Origin of the sequence: Anaeromyxobacter terrae, from assembly GCF_022690685.1 — a bacterium.
Taxonomy (GTDB): Bacteria; Myxococcota; Myxococcia; order Myxococcales; family Anaeromyxobacteraceae; genus Anaeromyxobacter; species Anaeromyxobacter terrae.
On sequence record NZ_JALCYY010000012.1, the window covers coordinates 94,504 to 114,267 of the forward strand.

A 19,764-nucleotide genomic window follows, 5' to 3' on the forward strand; every position below is an offset into this window, starting at 1 on the left:
GGCTGTCGCGCGCAGCCGTTCGGTGTTCTCCGCGACGGGCTCGTAGGTCCACTGCGGTCGCTACGGCTATTTGAGCGGCGCGGGACCAGGAAACGGTCAGGAAGGGCGGGCTCGCGCGAGATCAGGGTTCGGTCAGGACGTGAGCGGGACGCCCTCCGTACGTTCTCGCCCGTGACGCCGACGTGCGCACGAGGAGGACGGATATGTACCTGCACCTGACGGACACGATGAGCGCGAGCGAGTTCCTCGACCACCCCATCCGCGCCCGAATCAACGCGTGGTTCTTCCGCGCGATGGACGGCTATGTCCACCGGAAGTACCGGCACGTCAAGCGCGAGCTCTTCGGAGGCCTGCCGCGCACGATCCTCGAGATCGGGGCCGGGGACGGCGCCAACTTTCGCTACCTCCAGCCGGGAACGCACGTGATCGCGGTCGAGCCCAACGTCCACATGCACGCGAGCCTGCGGGCGGCGGCCGCTCGGCACGGCGTCACGGTGAACGTCCTCGCCACGGTCGCGGAGCGCTTGCCGCTGGCGGACGGGAGCGTCGACGCGGTGATCTCGAGCCTCGTGCTCTGCACCGTGACTGATCCGGCGCGCGCGCTCGCGGAGGTCCGGCGCGTGCTCCGACCTGGTGGCCGCTTCTGGTGCGTCGAGCACGTCGCGGCGCCGGAGGGGAGCCGGATCTCGCGCGTGCAGCGGCTCGTGAAGCGACCGTGGCGGTGGTTCTTCGAGGGGTGCGACACGCACCGCGACGTCGCCGGGCTCTTGCGGGAAGCCGGATTCGCCGCCGTCGAGATCACGCCGTTCACGCTGCGCACGGCTTTCCTGCCCGTCCGGTCGCAGATCGCGGCGGTCGCGGTCAGGTGACCGCCGCACCGGGCCGCGCGGCCGCGCGCTCGAGGAGCGCCACGAGCTCACGCTCGAGGGTCGGACGACCGCCGAACAGGAACGCGTGGTCCTCGCCGGGAAGCTCGACGAGGCGCGCGCCCGGGATCGCGGCGGCGAGCGCGCGCCCGTTGCCGACGCGCACGACGCGGTCGCCGGTCGCGTGCAGCACGACGGTGGGGGTCCGCACGCGCGGCAGCAGCGGCCGGACGTCGATCCCAAGGTTCATCCCCAGCAGCTCGAGCGCCGCGCCGGGGCTCGCGCCCTCCTGCTCGGCCCGGGCCGCCCAGGCGTGGAGCGGCGGGGTGAGGTGGCGGGCGGGGACGAGCGCGCGCAGCGTCGCGCCGGAGCCCCAGCCGCGCGCGATGTACTCGCGCAGCGTCGTGACCTCGACCTCGCTCCAGCCGGCAGGGTGGTCCGGCGCGGCCAACATGCGGGCAAAGGCGCCGACGAGCGCGAGGCCGCGCACGCGCAGCGGGCGCGTCACGGCAAAGGTGAGCGCCAGCGGACCTCCCTCGGAGAACCCGACCAGCACCGCCCCGGGGGATCGCACCGCGTCGAGGACGGCGTCGAGGTCCTCCACCCGCTGCGGCAGCTGCGGCAGCGCCTTCACGCGATCGCTCGCGCCCGTCCCGCGCTTGTCGAACAGGAGCACCCGGGCGCGCGCGGAGAGCGCGCGGACGATCTCGGAGACCCCACGCAGCTCGAGCGCCGCGCGCATGCCGAGCGACCACCCGAGCACCAGGACGACGTCGAGCGGCCCCCACCCGACGGTGCGGTACGCGACGTGGACATCGCCGCTGCGGACGTACCTCGGGGGCGCGTCGGCCGCCGCGTCCGCCGGGTCCGGCTCGACCTCAGCGAGCTCGCCCACGAACCGGTATCCCTGCCTCGCGTGCGTGCGCAGCAGCCCGCGATCCGCCGGACGGAGCGCGCGGCGCGCGAGGCTCACCGCGCGCTGCAGCGACGCGTCCGTGACGACCGCGTCCGGCCAGAGCTCCCGCAGGATCTCCTCCTTGGGGACGACGCGATGGCGGTTCCGGACGAGATACGCGAACACCGCGAAGACCTGCGGCTGGAGCGGCCGAGGTTCCCCGGCGACTCGCAGCTCGCGTCGCGGCACGTCGAGCTCGTACACTCCGAACCGCCAGCTCATGCCGGCCATGTAGCTCCTGCGTCGCGCGCTCGCCGGCCGCCGGGACGTCGACCCGCGAGCGCCGCTGCCGGCCCTACGGCCGAGCGTTCGGACGATGGTCGCCCACTCGCGCCGCCGAGCGGGCGCGGCGGCGATCCGTCGCGTGTCTCGGCCGCCACCGCGTCGTAGCTGCGCCGTCCATGAGCAGAAGCGTCGCGCAGACCGGGCCCCGAACGGCAGCGCGCCGACGTCGGTCTCCTCGCCGGGCGCTCAGCTTCGCGCCGCGACGCGACGCCAGCGCTCGATCAGGTCGAGACATCGATCTGGCCGAGTGAGGGGGAGATCGTGTCCCTCGCCATCCCAGACCTCCAGGCGGTGATGCGGACGTCCATCGACCAGCTCGCGAAGGAACTCGACATCCAGGTACCGGTCCTGGGTTCCCGCCACGATGACGATCGGCGGGAGTGCCGCTGCCACCCACTTCGCCCCATCTGCAGCGAGGATCACCCGCGTCACGGTCTCCGAGTACGAGATCCACGAATGTCGCGTCGCGTCTTCCAGTACCGGGGTCGGCAGGGCGGGGCGGAGCGCGGAGTAGAGGCGCGTCGCCAGCCGCGGGCGCGCAGAGCAGAGGTTGCGGCACGCCAGCCTGGCGAGCCAGGTCGCCGCTGGATTCTGAAGCCCGAACACCCGCTGGAGCACGCCCTGCTTGGCGATCTGCCGGCGCATATGCCGAGCGTCACGGAAGAGGGGCGGCGCGAACGCGATCACGCCCCTCACCCGCTCCGGATGGTTGCACGCCAGCCAGATCGCGACCAACGCCCCGAGGGAGTGGCCCACGACCAGCGATGGCTCCCGGACGTTCAGATCACGCAGCGACGCGATCACGGCGCGCCCATGCTCTTCCGGCCCATACCCGGAGAGCGGCCGCGGCGATGCGCCGAAACCGAGCAGGTCCGGGACGAGCAAGGTCCCTCCGTCCGCGAGCCGGTCGAAGGCGCCGCCCCAGTACCGATTCGATCCCAGAAGTCCGTGGAGCAGGAGCGTCGGGGTGCCACTGCCGAGAACCCGGACGGCGAGCGGCCCCGCTCGCACACGTCCCTGCGGCTCAGACCAGTCGACGCGCACGCAATCCGTCCGCAAGCGCTCCTCCCGCCTCTCGTCATGCGTCCCGAACGGACTCGCGGCTTCGGCCGGGAAAGGGTCACGATGCGCGGCCACGAGCGGACCTCCTCCCCCCGCTTCTATCCCGCGCCCTGCACGTCGCGGCGTGCGAGTACGTACGCATCATCGCGTGCCTCCAGTGCAGGCACGTTATCGATACAGCATGTCTTGGTCAAGTCACCGTGTATCGATTGCCGTCTGGGGTATACTGGCGTCGTGCCGAAGCTCTGGAGCGACACGATCGAGGAGCACCGTCGTGAGGTCGGGGACGCGATCCTGGACACCACCGCCGCGCTCGTGGCCAAGCACGGGGTTCGCTCGGTGACCATGTCCCAGATCGCCGAGGAGACCGGCATCGGACGCGCGACCCTGTACAAGTACTATCCGGACGTCGAGGGAATCCTCGTCGCGTGGCATGAGCGGCACGTCGCCGCCCATCTCGAGAGGCTCGCCTCCGTGCGGAGCGGTGACGGAGCGCCTGGCGAGCGGCTCCGAGCGGTGCTCGAGTCGTTCGGGATCATTTGCCACGAGCGTCAGCGCACCGAGCTCGCGGCGCTCCTGCATCGCGGCGAGCACGTCTCCCGAGCGGAGCAGCAGCTGAGAGAGCTGCTGCAGGGCCTCCTCGTCGAGTGCGTGGAGACGGGTGAGATTCGTCACGATGTCCCGCCGGGCGAGCTGGCCATGTACTGCGTTCACGCGCTCACGGCCGCCGGCTGCCTGCCGACCCGAAGCGCCGTGCGGAGGCTGGTCGAGGTGACGCTCGACGGAATCAGAGCTTCGCGCTGAGCGGTAGCTTGCGAAGCCCGCCCCGTCTCCTGATCGGGATGGGGGGAGCCGGTGATCCCGGCTACTCCCCTCCTGCACCACCGGGCGTGCGGGTCCGGATCCGCCGGTTCGAGTCGTTGAGGCAGCCAGCGTCGTTCGCGGTCATTGGCCCGCTCGCCCTGGACGGCGCCGCCTCGTAATCCGGTTACTGTTCGTCGGCTCGCGGATTCGCTCCCCGCTTCCTTCAGCGCTCTGGCGGTCGGCGCCTTGCGGTTCGCTCGGGGTCCCTGCGACCGGGATCCCTGGAGGACTTTCACCTCCACCTCACGCCCATGCCGGACACACCAAACACAAGCCCCGCTGCCGTAAAGGGAAGGGGCTGGTGACTCCATGTGAAGTTGCGGGGGCGTGCTGGTCCAGTTTGACGGGATTGGCCCGCCGATATTCCAAGCGCCCGTAAATGGGGAATGACGGGGCTTTCGTCTCATACGCTTGTGGTGCTGGGAGCGCTATCTCAAGAGGCTCTATCATCGCCCTAGAGTGCCTTCCCATTGATGACCTGGATATCTAGGGAGAGCACATCAAGGTCATGAACGCAGCCGAGGTTGACGCGATAGTCCCCCGGTCTTGCGGGTCCTTGATAGTCGGGTGGCACGGAGGCCACCGTGCTGAACGGAGATATACCGCACGTGTGGCAGAAGAAGTGGTTCACGTTCTTGTCCCCGAACTGGTACAGGGCCAGGTGCTCTTGACCTTCCACCTCGACATCCGATGGGCTGAAGTAGTTCGAGGACATGACGGTTCCTTTGCGGATGCAGATGGAGCAGTTGCATCTTCGGCCGCTCGTGATCTCCTCGCAAGTGAACGTGAAACGGATGGCACCACAATGGCAACTGGCACTGTAGGTTCTGGGAGTTGTCATGTTCGTTCCTGATTAACGAGGCCGATGGCTACTGTCCGATGCCTCGATGGTCACGACCGCAGCGGTCCGGCGGCTGCTGCTGTTGCGCAAGGTTCTAGCCCTGCATGAGAGGCGCTGCGGATACGGGGCTCATGGGAACTGATCAGCGCTGTGAGTCTCGTCGCCGTCTACTGCTTCTTCCACGGAAGCGACTGCCCCCGCGTTAGCGGGGTGCTGTGGGGCGCTGGGGTGTTCTCGCTCGCCGACACGGTAGGACTCGCGTCCGCGCTCGGTGCGCTATAGCGTGGGCGGCGACTCCATCGGCGGGAGGCCGGGGACGAACGACATGAGACAAGAGGCTCCCGAAGCCACTGCTCCGGTCAGCGGGAGCACCCCGCGTCCACCACCTGCGACGGAACCGGTCTCAAGGCGCCGAGTGCCGTGGGCCACAGCCACGGCCTGCGCCGCGATGGTGGCTCTGTTCGCAGTGATCTCCGTCACGCCAAACGAGGCGCCTTTCGCGTCATGGGGTTACCGAGGCGACGCGTTCCAGGTTTGGTCCGGAGCGGCTTGGGTCCTGCTCGTTTCAGCCTTCATCCATCAAGGCCTGTGGCACTTGGCGCTGAACGTCTACTGGCTTTGGACGCTCGGGCGGCCGATTGAGGCGGCATTCGGGCCACTCATGATGGGGCTGCTCCTACTCACGTCCGCGTTCGTGAGCTCGTCCTTTCAGTTGGCCATCTTCGACAACGTCGGAGTGGGCGCTTCCGGAATGACATTCGCCGTGTTCGGATTCGGGTGGCTGGCGAGGGGCAAGAGCGCCGAGCTGAGATCGATCTTCACGCCGAAGACCGGAATCCTCTTCGCCTCATGGTTCGTCGGATGCTGGATTGTCCTGACGCGCGAGGTGGGGAACGGGGCTCACCTGGGCGGCCTCCTGTTCGGAGCAGTGGCTGCGGGAGCCGTAGTGATGGGAAGGAGGCCCCGCTTGGCGAAGGCCGGGGCGATCCTACTGATCCTGCTGGCACTCGGCGTCAGCTTCGTCTGCCCATGGTCGGCCACCTGGTGGTCAACCATGGGCTACAGAGCTCACGCCCGCGGGCAGTACGACTTGGCCATCGAGGCCTATGACATGAGCCTCCAGCTCCGGCCCGACCAACCTTGGGTCATGGCGAGCCTGATTCGTGCCTACCGCGCCTCGGGGAAGGCGGACGCTGCGGCCTCACTCCTGACGAGGCTCGGAACCGTCTCGCCCGCCGAAGCAGCAAAATTCGATGAGGAAGGACGGACGACGATCAGATGACCTGGGGCCAAGCGCCGTTCGTCCCGCGCTCCCACTCGGGCACCGGCCCGACCACAGCATCCCCGACCCAGAGTAATTGCAGCGGACAAGAAGGAAAGGGCCGAGCGGCAGCCGGGAACCGAAAACGTGCGGAGATCAGTGGTCCGCGCAACAACCTCGGGTGCGCGACGTGGCCGGCCTGACGGCGGAATTCCCATCACCTGCCTTGAACCCAGGCCCTCACGCCAACGCGCGCGCGTAACCATGTCCGCCGATTCGAGATGGCCGCTCGCGGCGCCCGCGCAGCCCCAAAACGCAGAGGCCCCGGTCACCTCATGGCGGCCGGGGCCTCGGATGTTGCGGGGGCGTGCATCTGCCCTCAACGAACCGCTCTCTCGACAGCACATTCTTCTTGCCTAGGCTCCAGGCACCTCGCTTCGGGCAGACCCGCCAGCGAGCCCCGATCGAGGGCCCGCCCGCGATGCGACCCGACGGTAGACATGCGCCTGCGGTCACCGCTCGCCGGGTCCGCGACAGGAGGACCTCATGAGCCTTCACGAACCGTTCAACCGCTCAGCATTCTCGCAGTTCATCAACAGCACGCCGGGGCGCGTCTTCAGGTTTGTCGCCGGCCTGGGGTTTCTCGCCGTGGGGCTCGTTTACCGGAATCACGCGCTCGGTCTCGCGGCGATGGGCTGGAGCGTGCTTCCGCTGACGGCCGGTGGCTTCGACGTCTGCTACATCAGTGCTGCGCTGGGGGGCCCGCTCTCGGGAGAGAAGATCAGGCGCCTGAAGAGGTGATCCCGATCCGCCCGAGACGCGAAGCCCCGGTCACCATGCGGCGACCGGGGCTCCGGATGTTGCGAGGGCGCGATTTGAACCTGCGACCGTGGCCTGCCTCGGACGCGCCCCGACTCGAAACGCCCGCTAGAGCGCTCCCGCGATCGCCCTCGCCGCCGCGGCCGGATCGCCCCCCTCGCGCAGCGGGCGCCCGATGACGAGCACGTCCGCGCCGGCGCGCACCGCCTCGGCGGGCGTCGCGACGCGGGCCTGGTCGCCCTTCGCCGCGCCCGCGGGGCGGACGCCGGGGATGACGAGGAGCGGGCCGAGTCCGACCGCGGCGCGCACCGCGGCGACCTCGTGCGGCGAGCAGACGATGCCCCCCGCGCCGGCGCCGACCGCGAGCTTCGCGAGCCGCACGACCGCGTCCTCGGGCGGGCCGGCGAGGCCGATCGCGCCGAGCGCCGCGGCGTCGAGGCTCGTGAGCACGGTCACCGCGAGCACCCGCACCCCGGGGCCGGCGCCGCGCACGGCGGCGCGGACCATCTCGGCGCCGCCGGAGGCGTGCACGGTGAGGAGCGACGCGCCGCTCGCCGCGGCGGAGCGCGCGGCGCCCTCGACGGTGTTCGCGATGTCGTGGAGCTTCAGGTCGAGGAACACCGGCTTCCCGAGCGCCGCCGCGGCGCGCACCACCGGCGGCCCCTCGGCGACGAACAGCTCGAGGCCGACCTTGAGCATGCCGACCTCCGGCGCGACCGCGCGCGCGAACGGCTCGGCGGCGGCCCAGGACGGGAAGTCGATGGCGGCGCAGATGCGATCCTTCGGCTGCATGTGATGGCTCCTCACCGCGAGAGCGACCCCGACCCCGACCGCCGCCCCTCGCGCGCGGCGGAGCCGGAGCCTCGTCCTTCGTCTACGCCTTCCCCACCTGCATCCGACCGACCTCGCGCAGGAGCGCCTCGGCCTGCTCGCGCGGCAGCCGGCTCTTCGCCTCGAACAGCGCGAACGCGAGCAGCTCGTCGAGCGCCTCGAGCGCGCGCGCCCGCGCCGCCGCGCCGCGGAACGCGCCGGCGGCGCTCACGTTGCCGAGCACCTGGGCGACGTCGAGGTCGCCGTCCTCGGTCACGCGGACGCCCTCGAACGGCGCCCGGCGCTTCTCCGGGAGCTGCTCGAGGTAGCCGTTGAGCCGCGCGGTCGCGTCGGCCCCTCGACTCGGCGCCGACGCCGGCGCATCGGCGCTACGCTCGGGGTGAGCGGCCTCGCTGAGCGCGCGGTGCACGCGCAGGAAGATGCGCCGGTACGTCTCGAACGGACCGCTCGCGCGCGCGGGCGCGGCGGGCTCGGGCGGCGCGATCTCGATCGTGACCTCCGGCTCGCCCGGCCCGGGCGTCGTGGCCGCGCGCGCGGCCTCCGCCTCCTCGAGCCGCTTCATGCCCGCGAGGAGGAGCTCCCGCGTGCGCTCCGGGAGCTTCACCGCGGTCGCGTCGTCCACCGGGCCCTCGAGGAAGGCGAACTCGCCGGTCGTCTCGACGAACGCGCCGAGGACGATCTCGCGGACCTGGCGCGTCACGGCCTCGTAGAGCTGGCCCGCGCCGAGCGCGCCCTCGTCCACGAGCACCTGCCCGAGCGGGCGCCCCCCGCGCGCGTGCCGGGCGCAGCGCTCGAGCTCCTCGTCCGCGACGAGCCCCTCGCGCCGGAGCATCGCGCCGAGCCGGTCGGCGGGATCGCTCGACGACGCGAACACGACCTGGCCGTCGCGGAAGTAGATGCTCTTGCGGCGCAGCCGAGCGGGCGAGTCGGGGGCGGCGCGCGCCGAGTCCTCGCCGAAGGCGAGCAAGAGCACGCCCGTCTTGAGCGAGGTGAAGACGAACTGGATCACCTCGGGCACGTTGAGCGCGCCGAGCGAGCCCGCGAACCAGGCGCGCGGCGCGTCCGCACGGGCCGGCACGAGCAGCGCGAACGCCCCGCGCGCGGAGACGAGGTCCACCTCTCCGCCGCCGGCGAGGCCGAGCGCTTCCGCCTCGCGCGGGGGCACGAGGACCTCCCCTTCGCGCCCGACCGTGAGCCGCGCGCGCACGGTCGGCCTAGCTCCCGGCCCGCACGCGCTCCACGGCGCGGCGCGCCACCTCGCCCACGGGCACGAGCTCCACCGTCTTGTCGCCGCGGAGCTTCCACTCCACCTTGCCCTCGGCGAGCCCCTTCTTGCCCACCGCGATCCGGAGCGGGATGCCCACCAGGTCCGCGTCCTTGAACTTCACGCCGGCGCGCTCCTCGCGGTCGTCGTGGAGCACCTCGAGGCCGGCGTCCGAGAGCGCCTTCACGATCTCGTCCGCGGCCTGCTTCAGCTCCGGCTCCGGCCCGAGGGTGAGCACCGTCGCCTGGAACGGCGCGATGGAGAGCGGCCAGCGGATGCCGTTCTCGTCGTGGTGCAGCTCGATCGCGGCGGCCATGATCCGCTCCACGCCGATGCCGTAGCTGCCCATCACGATGGGCACCGCCTTGCCGTCCGCGTCGAGCACCGTCGCCTTCATCGACTCAGAGTACTTGGTGCCGAGCTTGAAGATGTGGCCGATCTCGAGCGCCTTGAACACGTCGAGCGTGCCGTCGCAGCGGGGGCAGCCCTCGCCCGCGCGCACCGTGCGCAGCTCCGCGAGCTTCGCGTGCGGGCCGGTGAGCACGTCCCGGCGCACGTCCACGCCGCGGAGGTGGAAGCCGTCCTCGTTCGCGCCGGTGACCATGTCCTTGCGGTCGGCGAGCGAGGGATCGACGAACACGTGGACCTTGGAGAAGCCGACCGCGCCGAGCGAGCCGGCGCGCGCGCCCATGAGCGGCGGGATCTCCTCGGCGTGCGCCGGGCGGAGCACCTGCGCGCCGGTGGCGGTCTGGAGCTTCGCCTCGTTGAGCTCCTGGTCGCCGCGCACCACCGCGACGTAGAGCTTCTCGTCGCCGACGTACACGAGCGTCTTGAGCTGGCGCTTCGCCGCGACGCCGTACGGGGGGGCCGCGAGCGACTCGATCGTCACGACGCCCGGCGTCGCGAACTTCTCCGGCTTCGCGAGCCCCGCGCCGTCCTGCTCGGCGGGGAGGCGGGAGGAGGCGGTCTCGGTGTTGGCCGCGTAGCGGCACTTCGGGCAGGCGGCGACGAGGTCCTCGCCGGCGTCGGTGCGGACCATGAACTCGGACGACTCGCTGCCGCCCATCGCGCCGGAGTGCGCCTGCACCGCGACGAAGTCGAGGCCGCAGCGCGTGAAGATCCGCTCGTACGCGCGGCGCTGGTCCTCGTAGCTCTTGTCGAGCCCGGCGCGGTCCACGTCGAACGAGTAGGCGTCCTTCATCGTGAACTGGCGGACGCGGAGGAGGCCGGACTTCGGGCGCGGCTCGTCGCGGAACTTGGTCTGGATCTGGTACCAGACCTGCGGGAGCTGGCGGTACGAGCGCAGCTCGTCGCGGGCGACGGCGGTGAAGATCTCCTCGTGCGTCATGCCGAGGCAGTAGTCGCCGCCCTTCCGGTCCTTGAGCCGGAACATGTTGTCGCCCATGACCTCCCAGCGGCCCGACTCCTTCCAGATCTCGGCGGGGTGGAGCGCCGGCAGGAAGAACTCCTGGCCGCCGATCGCGTCCATCTCCTCACGGACGATCGCCTCGATCTTGGTGAGCGTGCGCTTCGCGAGCGGGAGGTAGTCGTAGATCCCTGCCCCGAGCTGGCGGATGAAGCCGGCGCGGACGAGGAGCTTGTGGCTCGCGACCTGGGCGTCGGCGGGCGCTTCCTTCAGGGTGGGGACGAACGCCTGGCTGAGTCTGACGACGGGCATGGTCCGGGGGTTATACACCGCCCGGCGCTGGCCTCGCAGCGCCTCGCGGCCATCGGCGGGCGCCATGAACACGGGGCGCGCGCCGGCGCTTGGCGCCCCGGGGATCGTCGCGATAGAGGACGTCCGTGAGCCCGCGCGCCCGCCGCTCCCTCTTCGCGCTCGGCGCCCTCGGCGCCGCGGCCGCGCTCGGCGTCGCGCGGCTCCTCCCCCGCACAGAGACCCCGCTCGCCGCGACTCCCGAGGCGCTCGCCCGCGGAGAGCGGGTGTTCCGCGAGCGGTGCCTGCACTGCCACGCCGACATCCCGCTCGCGCGCCGCGTCGCGGGCTGGACGCCGGAGCGCGCCTACGAGGTCATCGGCAGGCTGCCGCAGGTCACCGCGGCGATGCCGGCGTTCCACGGCACGGACGACGAGCGGCGCGCGCTCGCGGTGTACGTCGCCGCGATGGGCGGCGGCGGCCAGCCGTCGGCGAGGCGGGGGCGCAGCCCCCGTTACCCCTGACTCCGGCTCGAGGCGATCGCGATCGCCTCGGCGACCACCGCGTCCTCGAGCTCCTCCGCCTTCATCCGCTTCACGATCTTGCCCTCGCGGAAGAGGAGCCCCACGCCGTTGTGACCGTAGGCGACGCCGACGTCGGCGGCGGCCGCCTCGCCTGGCCCGTTCACCTCGCAGCCCATCACCGCGACCGCCACCTCGCCCTTCAAGGTCCCGAGCCGCTTCTCGACGCGCTCCGCGATGGGGATCATGTCGACCGAGCAGCGGCCGCAGGTGGGGCAGGAGGTCATCGTCGCGCCGCCGAACTTGAGGCCGAGCGACTTGAGCAGCATGCGCGCGACGCGCACCTCCTCGACCGGATCGGCGGTGAGCGAGACGCGGATGGTGTCGCCGATCCCCTCCCCGAGCAGGATGCCGAGCCCCGCGGCGCTCTTCACCGTGCCGGCGAGGAGCGTGCCGGCCTCGGTGACGCCGAGGTGGAGCGGGTAGTCGAACCGCTGCGAGAACAGCCGGTTCGCCTGCACCGTCATCGCCACGTCGTGCGCCTTCAGCGAGACCTTGATCTCCCGGTAGCCCTCGTCCTCGAGGAAGCGGATGTGGCGCTCGGCGCTCTCGACCATGCCCTCCGCGGTGGGCCAGCCGTGCTTGTCGACGATGTCCTTCTCGAGCGAGCCCGCGTTCACGCCGATGCGGATGGGCACGAGCCGCTCGCGCGCCGCCTTCACGACCTCCCGCACGCGCTCGCGCGCGCCGATGTTGCCGGGGTTGAGGCGGATGCCCTGCATGCCCGCCTCGAGCGCGGCGAGGGCGAGCCGGTAGTCGAAGTGGATGTCGGCGACGAGCGGCACCGGCGAGGCGCGCACGATCGCGGCGAGCGCGCTCGCCGCGTCCTTGTCCGGCACCGCGAGGCGGACCACGTCCGCGCCCGCCTCGGCGAGCGCGCGGATCTGCGCGAGCGTCGCCGCGGCGTCGGCGGTCTGGGTGGTCGTCATCGACTGGACGGCGATGGGGGCGCCGCCGCCGATCGGCACGCTGCCGACCCGGATGCCCCGCGTCCTCCGCCGCTCGCCCAGCGTCGCCGAAGCGCCCTGACCGTATCCGCCCATGCCTCGAGGTCCTCTCTCTCCGCCCCGAAAAGGCGAGGCGGCCGGCCCTCTATCTAGGGCACGGCCGCCTGCGGTGCAAACCGAGGGATGGGCTCGGCGGGGGCTACTTCTTGCCCGCGCTGGCGAGCTCCTCGTCGATGATCTTCTTGAACGCGTCCATCGGCTGGGCGCCGCTGATCATGCGGCCGTTGATGAAGAACGCCGGCGTACCGGAGACGCCCGCCTCCTCGCCCGCCTTCTTGTGACCCTCGACGACGTTCGCCTTCTCGCCGGAGTCGAGGCACTTGTCGAACTTCGCCTGATCGAGCTTGAGCTCGCCCGCGTACTTCTTGAGGTCGGGGACGTCGATCTTGTTGTTCGAGCCGAACAGCTTCTCGTGCATCTCCCAGTACTTCCCCTGGTCCTCGGCGCAGTGGGCCGCCTCGGCCGCCTTCGGCGCGCGCGCGTGCATCGGGAGCGGGAAGTCGCGGTACACGAGCCGGACCTTGTCCGGGTAGGCGGCGAGCACCTGCTTCACGGTGCCCTCGGCGCGCACGCAGAACGGGCACTCGAAGTCGGAGAACTCCACGATCGTGATCGGCGCGCCCTGCGGGCCCTTGGCCGGGCCGGTCGCCGCGACCTGGACCTTCGGCGGCTCGTACGCGGGCAGGAGCACCTCCACCTTCGCGTCCTTCTTGAGCTGCTCGTAGTAGTCGGCGAGGAGCCCCTGCGCCTTCTGGTTCTTGATGAAGCGCGCGATGTCCGGCTTCACCTGGTCGAACGGCGGGAGCTGCTGGCCGCCGGCCTTGGCGCGGTCGTACAGCGCGCGCATCTCCTCGTCGGTGGGCTCGGCGACCTTCGCGCCGATGTCCTTCTGGACCATCTCCTCCGGCGAGACGTTCTGGGCCTTGGCCTTCTCCTCCACGATCCGCTTGCGGATCATCGCCTCGAGCGCCTGGCGGCGGAGCTGGTACCTCTGCTCCTGGTACTGCTGCTCGAGCTGGGAGAGGTCGCGCTTCACGAGCTCGTCGAGCTCGCCGGCGGTGATCGTCTGGCTGCCGATCTTGGCGACGGGCGCGCTCGGGTCCTGCTTCTGCGCCTGACCGTTCGACGCCTGCTGCGCCGGGCGGGGGGACTGGCACGCCGCGAGCGCGAGCGCGAGCGCGGCGACGACGAGGTGACGGCTCTTCATGGGGCGGAGACTCCGGGCGAAAAAGGCTTTCGGGGGATACTCTCGAACCGGGCGAGATTCCGCCAAAACGCCCGGGAGGTCAACGCATTTGCCCGCCGCGGACCGAGACGTCTGGGACCCCGATCGCTACGCGCGATTCGCCGACGAGCGGCGCGCGCCGTTCCTCGATCTCCTCGCGCTCGTCGAGCCGCGAGCGGGCATGCGCGTGGTCGATCTCGGCTGCGGGACGGGCGAGCTCACCCGCCTCGCGCACGAGCGGCTCGGCGCGCGCGAGACGGTGGGCGTGGACGCCTCCGCCGCGATGCTCGAGCGCGCCGCGGCGAGCGCGGGCGGCGGCGTGGCGTTTCGCCAGGGCGATCTCGCGGAGGTGGACGGCGGACCGTACGACCTCGTCCTCTCCAACGCCGCGCTCCACTGGGTCCCGGATCACGAGGCGCTCCTCGCGCGCCTCGCGTCGCTCCTCGCGCCCGGCGGCCAGCTCGCGATCCAGATCCCCGCCAACGAGGAGCACCCGTCGCACGCGATCGCCCGCGCGGTCGCCCGCGCGGTCGCCCGCGAGCCGGACCTCGCCGCCCTGCTCGGCGGATTCGTGCGCGAGAGCCCGGTGCTCGCGCCCGAGGCCTACGCGCGGCTCCTCTGGTCGCTCGGGCTCCCGTCGCGGCGCGTGCGGGTGGAGATCTACGGCCACGCGCTCCCCGAGCCCGGCGCGGTGGTGGAGTGGGTGCGCGGGACGCTGCTCACCGACTACGAGCGCCGCCTCTCGCCGGAGGCGTACGCCCGCTTCCTCGAGCGCTACCGGGCGCGCCTCCTCGCGACGCTCCCCGACGAGCGGCCCTTCCTCTACACGTACCGCCGGATCTTTCTCTGGGCGCGGCGCTCGGCCGCGCCCTGACGGCATGGCGCGGGCCGCCCGCCGCACGGAACCTTCCCCATGACACCCGGGCTCTCAGGGGATAAACAACCGTCCGCCCAAGCGAGGGAACCCATGGCCCAGCACGAGAGGCTCGTCATCATCGGCAGCGGACCGGCCGGCTACACGGCCGCGCTCTACGCCGCGCGCGCCAACCTGAACCCGCTCCTCTTCGAGGGGATGCAGCCAGGCGGCCAGCTCACCATCACGAGCGAGGTCGAGAACTTTCCCGGCTTCCCCGAGGGCATCCTCGGCCCCGAGCTCATGGAGCTCATGAAGAAGCAGGCGGAGCGCTTCGGGACGCGCTTCGAGATGGGCGAGGTGACCCGCGTCGATTTCTCGCGTCGCCCGTTCCAGATCTGGCAGGACGACCGGCTCTTCACCGCGGACGCGGTGGTGATCGCCACCGGCGCCACCGCCAAGTGGCTCGGGATCCCCACCGAGAAGGCCTACCAGGGGCGCGGCGTCTCGGCGTGCGCGACCTGCGACGGCTTCTTCTTCCGCGGGGTCGAGGTGGCGGTGGTCGGCGGCGGCGACACCGCCATGGAGGAGGCCATCTTCCTCACGAAGTACGCGACGAAGGTCCACGTGGTCCACCGCCGCGGCGAGCTGCGCGCCTCCAAGATCATGCAGGACCGCGCGCAGAAGAACCCGAAGATCGAGCTCGTGCTCGACTCCGTCATCGACGAGATCCTGGGCGACGCGAAGGCCGTCAGCGGGGTCCGGCTGCGCTCGACGAAGGACGGCTCGACACGGGAGCTGCCGGTGAAGGGCGTCTTCATGGGGATCGGCCACGAGCCGAACACCCAGGTCTTCCGCGGCCAGCTCGCCATGAACGACGTGGGCTACCTCGAGGTGAAGTCCCCCTCGACCGCGACGAGCGTGAAGGGCGTCTTCGCGGCGGGCGACGTCGCAGACCCGAGCTACCGGCAGGCGATCAGCGCGGCCGGGTCGGGCTGCATGGCCGCCATCGACGCGGAGCGGTTCCTCGGCGAGCACGCGACCGAGAACTGGGACTAGCACCGATGAAGATGATCGACGTCGGCGCGAAGCCGAAGACGGAGCGCGTCGCGGTCGCGCGCGGGTTCGTGGCGATGTCGGCGGAGACGGTCGCCCGCATCGGCCGCGGCGAGGTCGAGAAGGGCGACGTGCTCGCGGCGGCGCGGCTCGCCGGCGTCATGGCCGCGAAGAAGACGCCCGACCTCGTCCCGCTCTGCCACCCGATCGCGCTCTCGGGCGTCGACGTCGAGGCGGAGCCGGGCGCGCGCGGCGTCGCGGTGACCGCCACGGTGCGCACGGTGGACCGGACCGGCGTCGAGATGGAGGCGCTCGCGGCGGTCGCCGCGGCGTGCCTCACCATCTACGACATGCTGAAGCGGTACGAGAAGGGCATGCGCATCGAGGGGCTCGAGCTCGTCGAGAAGAAGGGCGGCCGGAGCGGCCACTGGCGCCGCGATGCCGCCGCGCAGCCCGCCCGCCGCACGGCCTCGCGCCGAAGCCGCCGCGTTTAGCGTCCGCCCCGCCCCGCGCGCCGCCGCGAAGACGCCCGCCGCCGGGCGGCGCCCGCGAGCCCCAGGAACGCGCGCGCGTTCTCCCCGCACACCCGCCGCACCACCGCGTCCGAGAGCCCGGCCTTGGCGAGCCGATCCGCGGCGCGCGGCAGCGCGAGCAGATCGGCCCCGGCGATCCCGGCGTCGGAGCCGAGCACCAGCCCCTCCGGCCCGAGCGCGCGCACGAGCCGGACCGCCTCGGCGATGGACCCCTGCCCGGCGCCGTCCGCCGCGGAGAGCGACAGGCCGGCGAGGTATCCGCAGGCGCGCACCGCGCGCACCGTGCGCCCGTCGGCCCCGGTCACGAGCACGCGCCCCGGGTCGAGCGCCGCCTCGTTGAGGAGCGTGAGCAGGCGGCGGGTGATCCGCTCCTTCGCCCGCGAGGGCGTCGCGACGAGCACCGGGCGGCGCAGCTCGCGGGCGAGCTCGAGCTGCCGGACGAGGACGCGCTCCTCGAGCTCCCCGCCCTCCGCGAGGCCGACGGCGCCGATCGCCGTCACCTCGGGCCGGTCGAGCGCGACGGGGAGATCGGCGAGGAGCGCCTCGAGCCCGCGCAGCGGGATGCGCCGCGGGTGGATCCCGACGGCAGCGTGGCCATCGAGGCCGGCGCGGCGCAGGCGGCGCGCGGCGGCGGCGGTCTCGTCCCAGCCGGCGCGGATCGCGCGGGCGGTGGCCGGCACCACGGTGTCGTCGGATGGGACGAGGGCGCCCGTCACCCCGAAGAAGGCGAGGTCGTCGAGGTCGCGCGCCCGGAGCGCGCGCGCGTGCAGGAGCGCGTCGAACCACATCTCCCTGCGAACGTACACCGCGGATCGGGTGCGCCCGCCATCACGCGCGGGGCGCGGCGGCAGGCGCGCGGGCGAGCCTGAGCAGCGCCGGGGCGATGTCGTCGAGCTCGATCGTGTGGGCGGCGGCGCCCCGCTCGATCGCCGCGCCGGGCATGCCGAACACCACCGCGGAGGCCCGCCCCTGCGCCGCCGTCCAGCCGCCGCGCTCGCGCACGGCCCTGAGGCCGTCGGCGCCGTCGTCGCCCATCCCGGACAGGACGAGCCCCGCCGCGGCGCCGCCGTACTCGCGCGCGAGCGACTCGAGCAGCGTCGTGCCGGACGGGCGGAAGCCGCGCACCGGCGGCCCGTCCACGAGCCGCACGCGGTCGCCGCGCGCGGTGAGGTGACGGCCCTCGGCGCCGAAGTAGACCGTGCCCGGGCGGAGCAGCTCGCCGTCCGCCGCGAGCTTAACCGCGAGGCGCGTCTCGGTCCCGAGCCAGTGGACGAGGCCGGCCTCGAAGCCGGGCGCGATGTGCTGCACCACCAGGATGGGCGCCGGGAACTCGCGCGGGAGCGCGCGCAGGATGCGCGCCAGCGCTGCCGGCCCGCCGGTCGAGGCGGCGATGCCGAGGACGCGCGGCGCGCTCGCGCCGACCGCGCCGACGGCGCCGGCCCCGCTCGACGCGCCGGCCGCGATGCGCGGCGCCTGGACCTGTGCGGCCGCCGCGCGGGGGCGGAGCGGGAGCCGCCGGTGGCGGGTGACGAGCCTGAGCCCCGCGACCGCGCGGACCGCGTCGCGGATCGCGTCGGCCTCGCGCGCGAAGCGCGCCGCGTCCGTCGCGCGAGGCTTCGCGAGCACCTCCACCGCCCCGAGCTCGAGCGCCCAGAAGGCGAGCTCCTGCCGCTCCGGACCGGCCTCCGCCGAGACGACCACGATCGGCGTCGGCGCGACCCGCATGATCTCCTCGATGGCGACGAGGCCGTCCTTGCCGGGCATCCGCACGTCCATCGTCACGACGTCCGGGCGGAGCGCCGTCACCTGCGCGACCGCCGCGTCGCCGTCGGCGGCCTCGCCGACCACCGCGATGCCGGCCCGCTCGAGGAGCGCGCGCAGGAGGGCCCGGAACGACCGGGAGTCGTCCACCAGCAGGCAGCGGATCATGCGTGGGGCAGGAGCTGGCGCACGAGGTCGAGGAGCTGGCCGCGCTCGACCTCGCGCTTCACGAGGTAGCCGTCCGCGCCGGCGGCGAGGCCGGCGGCTCGATCCTCGGCCGCCTCGAGCGAGGTGACGAGGACGACGGGGGTGCGGCGCAGGCGCGGGTCGGCCTTCACCTTGCGAGTGAGCGCGAAGCCGTCGAGCCGGGGCATCTGCACGTCGGAGACGACGAGGTCGGCGCCCGACTCGCGCAGGATCTGGAGCGCCTCCTCGCCGTCGGCGGCCGGGATCACCGCGTACCCCGCCATCTCGAGGAGCGCCTTCATCGCGGAGCGGGTGGTGAGCGAGTCGTCGGCGACGACCACGCGCCGCGCGCCCTCGCCGCGGCCCGGGGCCGTGCCCGGCTGCGCGCGCCGGACGAGCTCCGCCGCGGAGAGGACCCCCACCACGCGGCCGTCGTCGAGCACCCCCGCGCCGGCGAGGTGCTGCACTGCCGCGACCCGCGCGCCGAGCGACGAGATCACGAGCTCCTGCTGGCCGACGAGCTCGTCCACCCCGACGGCGACGCGCGCGCCGCCGTGCATGAGCACGAGCGCCACGCGCTGGCGCGCCGGCGGGCCCGCGCTCTCCGGCATGCGCAGGAGCCGCGCGAGCGGAACGTAGGGCACGTGCTCGCCGGCGATCCGCGCCGTGGTGCGCCCGGCGACGGTGCCGAGGTCGCCCGGGGCCACGAGCACGACGTGCTCGATCGCCTCCGCGGGGAGCGCGATCACGTCGCGCCCGACCCGGAACACGAGCGCCGCGGACGCGGAGAGCGTGAGCGGCACCTCGAGATCGAAGCGCGTGCCGCGGCCCGCCTCCCAGCGGACGTCCACCGTTCCCCCGAGCCGGGCGAGGGTCTCGAGGACGACGTCCATCCCGACGCCGCGCCCGGAGATCTCCGTCACCGCGCGCGCCGTGGAGAGGCCGGCGTGGAACACGAGCCGCGCCGCCTCCGGATCGGTCAAGCGATCCGCCTGCTCGGCGGTGAGGACCCCCTGGCGCACCGCCGCGGCGCGCAGCCCGGCGACGTCGAGGCCCGGCCCGTCGTCCTCGACGATGATCGCGACCCGCGATCCGCGCGCCTCGACGCGCACGGCGACGCGACCGGCCGCCGGCTTGCCGGCGGACCTCCGCGCAGCGGGCGCCTCGATGCCGTGGTCGACCGCGTTCCGCACGAGGTGGAGGAGCGGGTCGCGGAGCGCGTCCACGATCTGGCGGTCGAGCCGGGCGTCGCCGCCGTCGACCGTGAGCTCGACCTCCTTGCCGAGCCGGCCAGCGACGTCGCGCACCGCGCGGCGGAGCGGCTCGAGCACGAGCGCCGCCGGGACCATCCTGAGCGCGCGCAGATCCTCGCGCAGGACCGCGCCGGCGAGGCGCTGCTGCTCGGCCTCGCGCGCCGCCTCGCGCGCCACGCGGGCGAGCTCGGCGGCGACCTCCCGGAGCCGGATCGACGCCTGCGTGAGCTCCGCCCGCCCGGCCTCCACCCCGGCGCCGGAGAGCGCCCGGCCCGCCTCGTCGAGCGCGTGCAGCGCCTCCCGCACCGAGGCGGCGTGCCCGAACACGTCGCGGGCGCGGCGGGCGCGGCGGGCCTCGGCGAGCGAGAGGAGCTCGACCTGGCGGCCGATGGAGGCGAGCGTGGAGGCGAGGACGCGGATCGACTTCTCGCCGCGGGCCTGCGCGGCCGCCGCGGGAGCGCTCGACGGCGCCTCCGACACGGCGACGGGAGCGCGCGAGAGCGCCTCGCGCAGGTCGATGAGGTCGCCCGCGAGCGCGGCGGTGGCGCGTGGCGCGTCGGCCCCGCCCTCGGCGAGCCCCGCGACCGCCTCCGCCGCGCGGCGGGCG

General features: G+C 72.9%; 19 protein-coding genes. 8 read left to right on the forward strand and 11 right to left on the reverse strand.

Going from position 1 to position 19,764, the window contains the following annotated elements; all coding sequences use genetic code 11:
- Positions 1-203 precede the first annotated feature (203 nt).
- Complete coding sequence (locus MNY62_RS07660) at positions 204-869, forward strand: class I SAM-dependent methyltransferase (RefSeq protein WP_242343537.1); 666 nt, start codon at positions 204-206, stop codon at positions 867-869.
- Here MNY62_RS07660 and MNY62_RS07665 read toward each other — a convergent pair.
- Both MNY62_RS07665 and MNY62_RS07670 read right to left on the reverse strand, forming a co-directional pair.
- Positions 862-2,043 (reverse strand): alpha/beta fold hydrolase, encoded by a 1,182-nt coding sequence (locus MNY62_RS07665; protein ID WP_242343538.1) that lies wholly within the window; start codon positions 2,041-2,043, stop codon positions 862-864. The two genes, MNY62_RS07660 and MNY62_RS07665, sit on opposite strands and share 8 nt — an antisense overlap.
- 249 nt (positions 2,044-2,292) lie before the next feature.
- Positions 2,293-3,243, reverse strand: a complete 951-nt coding sequence (locus MNY62_RS07670) for an alpha/beta fold hydrolase (RefSeq protein ID WP_242343539.1) — start codon at positions 3,241-3,243, stop codon at positions 2,293-2,295.
- 159 nt (positions 3,244-3,402) lie between these two features.
- Here MNY62_RS07670 and MNY62_RS07675 point away from each other — a divergent pair, with 159 nt between their 5' ends.
- Positions 3,403-3,972, forward strand: coding sequence for a TetR/AcrR family transcriptional regulator (locus MNY62_RS07675; protein WP_242343540.1), 570 nt, complete (start codon positions 3,403-3,405; stop codon positions 3,970-3,972).
- Positions 3,973-4,486: 514 nt separating this feature from the next.
- On the opposite strand, the gene MNY62_RS07680 is transcribed toward MNY62_RS07675, so the two are convergent.
- The gene (locus MNY62_RS07680) at positions 4,487-4,873 is read right to left on the reverse strand and encodes a GFA family protein (RefSeq protein ID WP_279426339.1); all 387 of its coding nucleotides are present in this window, start codon (positions 4,871-4,873) and stop codon (positions 4,487-4,489) included.
- Positions 4,874-5,321: 448 nt separating this feature from the next.
- Between MNY62_RS07680 and MNY62_RS07685 the strand changes: the two genes are divergently transcribed.
- Both MNY62_RS07685 and MNY62_RS07690 read left to right on the forward strand, forming a co-directional pair.
- Positions 5,322-6,155: a rhomboid family intramembrane serine protease gene (locus MNY62_RS07685; protein WP_279426340.1), complete on the forward strand. Its 834-nt coding sequence runs from the start codon at positions 5,322-5,324 to the stop codon at positions 6,153-6,155.
- A gap of 525 nt (positions 6,156-6,680) precedes the next feature.
- Positions 6,681-6,935: a hypothetical protein gene (locus MNY62_RS07690; protein WP_242343543.1), complete on the forward strand. Its 255-nt coding sequence runs from the start codon at positions 6,681-6,683 to the stop codon at positions 6,933-6,935.
- A 126-nt stretch (positions 6,936-7,061) separates the two neighbouring features.
- Here the strand turns inward: MNY62_RS07690 and pyrF are convergent, their stop codons facing one another.
- From pyrF to MNY62_RS07705, 3 genes are all read right to left on the reverse strand, one after another.
- Complete coding sequence (pyrF, locus tag MNY62_RS07695) at positions 7,062-7,745, reverse strand: orotidine-5'-phosphate decarboxylase (protein WP_242343544.1); 684 nt, start codon at positions 7,743-7,745, stop codon at positions 7,062-7,064.
- Positions 7,746-7,827: 82 nt separating this feature from the next.
- Positions 7,828-8,991, reverse strand: a complete 1,164-nt coding sequence (locus MNY62_RS07700) for a DUF4388 domain-containing protein (RefSeq protein WP_242343545.1) — start codon at positions 8,989-8,991, stop codon at positions 7,828-7,830.
- Positions 8,992-8,998: 7 nt separating this feature from the next.
- Positions 8,999-10,726, reverse strand: coding sequence for a proline--tRNA ligase (locus tag MNY62_RS07705; RefSeq protein WP_242343546.1), 1,728 nt, complete (start codon positions 10,724-10,726; stop codon positions 8,999-9,001).
- Between the two features lie 125 nt (positions 10,727-10,851).
- On the opposite strand from MNY62_RS07705, the gene MNY62_RS07710 reads away from it, so the two are divergent.
- Positions 10,852-11,226 carry a c-type cytochrome gene (locus MNY62_RS07710; protein ID WP_242343547.1) on the forward strand — a complete coding sequence of 125 codons (375 nt, stop codon included), beginning with the start codon at positions 10,852-10,854 and terminating at the stop codon, positions 11,224-11,226.
- Here MNY62_RS07710 and ispG read toward each other — a convergent pair.
- Both ispG and MNY62_RS07720 read right to left on the reverse strand, forming a co-directional pair.
- A complete protein-coding gene (gene ispG / locus MNY62_RS07715; protein ID WP_242343548.1) occupies positions 11,217-12,326 on the reverse strand; it encodes a flavodoxin-dependent (E)-4-hydroxy-3-methylbut-2-enyl-diphosphate synthase in 1,110 nt (369 codons plus the stop codon). The genes MNY62_RS07710 and ispG overlap by 10 nt on opposite strands.
- A 103-nt stretch (positions 12,327-12,429) precedes the next feature.
- Positions 12,430-13,497: a thioredoxin domain-containing protein gene (locus tag MNY62_RS07720; protein ID WP_242343549.1), complete on the reverse strand. Its 1,068-nt coding sequence runs from the start codon at positions 13,495-13,497 to the stop codon at positions 12,430-12,432.
- A gap of 88 nt (positions 13,498-13,585) precedes the next feature.
- Between MNY62_RS07720 and MNY62_RS07725 the strand changes: the two genes are divergently transcribed.
- The 3 genes from MNY62_RS07725 (at position 13,586) to moaC (ending at position 15,918) form a co-directional block, all read left to right on the forward strand.
- Positions 13,586-14,389, forward strand: coding sequence for a methyltransferase domain-containing protein (locus MNY62_RS07725; RefSeq protein WP_242343550.1), 804 nt, complete (start codon positions 13,586-13,588; stop codon positions 14,387-14,389).
- Between the two features lie 93 nt (positions 14,390-14,482).
- Positions 14,483-15,427 carry a thioredoxin-disulfide reductase gene (gene trxB / locus MNY62_RS07730; protein WP_242343551.1) on the forward strand — a complete coding sequence of 315 codons (945 nt, stop codon included), beginning with the start codon at positions 14,483-14,485 and terminating at the stop codon, positions 15,425-15,427.
- Positions 15,428-15,432: 5 nt separating this feature from the next.
- Positions 15,433-15,918, forward strand: coding sequence for a cyclic pyranopterin monophosphate synthase MoaC (moaC, locus tag MNY62_RS07735; protein WP_242343552.1), 486 nt, complete (start codon positions 15,433-15,435; stop codon positions 15,916-15,918).
- Here the strand turns inward: moaC and MNY62_RS07740 are convergent.
- The 3 genes from MNY62_RS07740 to MNY62_RS07750 all read right to left on the reverse strand — a co-directional run.
- Positions 15,915-16,745 (reverse strand): TatD family hydrolase, encoded by an 831-nt coding sequence (locus MNY62_RS07740; protein ID WP_242343553.1) that lies wholly within the window; start codon positions 16,743-16,745, stop codon positions 15,915-15,917. The two genes, moaC and MNY62_RS07740, sit on opposite strands and share 4 nt — an antisense overlap.
- A 40-nt stretch (positions 16,746-16,785) precedes the next feature.
- Positions 16,786-17,886, reverse strand: a complete 1,101-nt coding sequence (cheB, locus tag MNY62_RS07745; RefSeq protein ID WP_242343554.1) for a chemotaxis-specific protein-glutamate methyltransferase CheB — start codon at positions 17,884-17,886, stop codon at positions 16,786-16,788.
- On the reverse strand, positions 17,883-19,764 hold a 1,882-nt coding region (locus tag MNY62_RS07750), incomplete at its 5' end, for a hybrid sensor histidine kinase/response regulator (protein WP_242343555.1). The genes MNY62_RS07750 and cheB, both read right to left, overlap by 4 nt.

Bases quoted from the DNA above. Each gene is read 5' to 3' on its own strand.
- MNY62_RS07705 (WP_242343546.1), bottom strand. From the start codon at position 10,726: ATGCCCGTCGTCAGACTCAGCCAGGCGTTCGTCCCCACCCTGAAGGAA.
- MNY62_RS07740 (WP_242343553.1), bottom strand. From the start codon at position 16,745: ATGTGGTTCGACGCGCTCCTGCACGCGCGCGCGCTCCGGGCGCGCGAC.
- MNY62_RS07685 (WP_279426340.1), top strand. From the start codon at position 5,322: ATGGTGGCTCTGTTCGCAGTGATCTCCGTCACGCCAAACGAGGCGCCT.
- ispG (WP_242343548.1), bottom strand. From the start codon at position 12,326: ATGGGCGGATACGGTCAGGGCGCTTCGGCGACGCTGGGCGAGCGGCGG.
- moaC (WP_242343552.1), top strand. From the start codon at position 15,433: ATGAAGATGATCGACGTCGGCGCGAAGCCGAAGACGGAGCGCGTCGCG.
- trxB (WP_242343551.1), top strand. From the start codon at position 14,483: ATGGCCCAGCACGAGAGGCTCGTCATCATCGGCAGCGGACCGGCCGGC.
- MNY62_RS07690 (WP_242343543.1), top strand. From the start codon at position 6,681: ATGAGCCTTCACGAACCGTTCAACCGCTCAGCATTCTCGCAGTTCATC.
- MNY62_RS07660 (WP_242343537.1), top strand. From the start codon at position 204: ATGTACCTGCACCTGACGGACACGATGAGCGCGAGCGAGTTCCTCGAC.
- MNY62_RS07720 (WP_242343549.1), bottom strand. From the start codon at position 13,497: ATGAAGAGCCGTCACCTCGTCGTCGCCGCGCTCGCGCTCGCGCTCGCG.
- MNY62_RS07680 (WP_279426339.1), bottom strand. From the start codon at position 4,873: ATGACAACTCCCAGAACCTACAGTGCCAGTTGCCATTGTGGTGCCATC.
- cheB (WP_242343554.1), bottom strand. From the start codon at position 17,886: ATGATCCGCTGCCTGCTGGTGGACGACTCCCGGTCGTTCCGGGCCCTC.
- MNY62_RS07665 (WP_242343538.1), bottom strand. From the start codon at position 2,043: ATGAGCTGGCGGTTCGGAGTGTACGAGCTCGACGTGCCGCGACGCGAG.
- pyrF (WP_242343544.1), bottom strand. From the start codon at position 7,745: ATGCAGCCGAAGGATCGCATCTGCGCCGCCATCGACTTCCCGTCCTGG.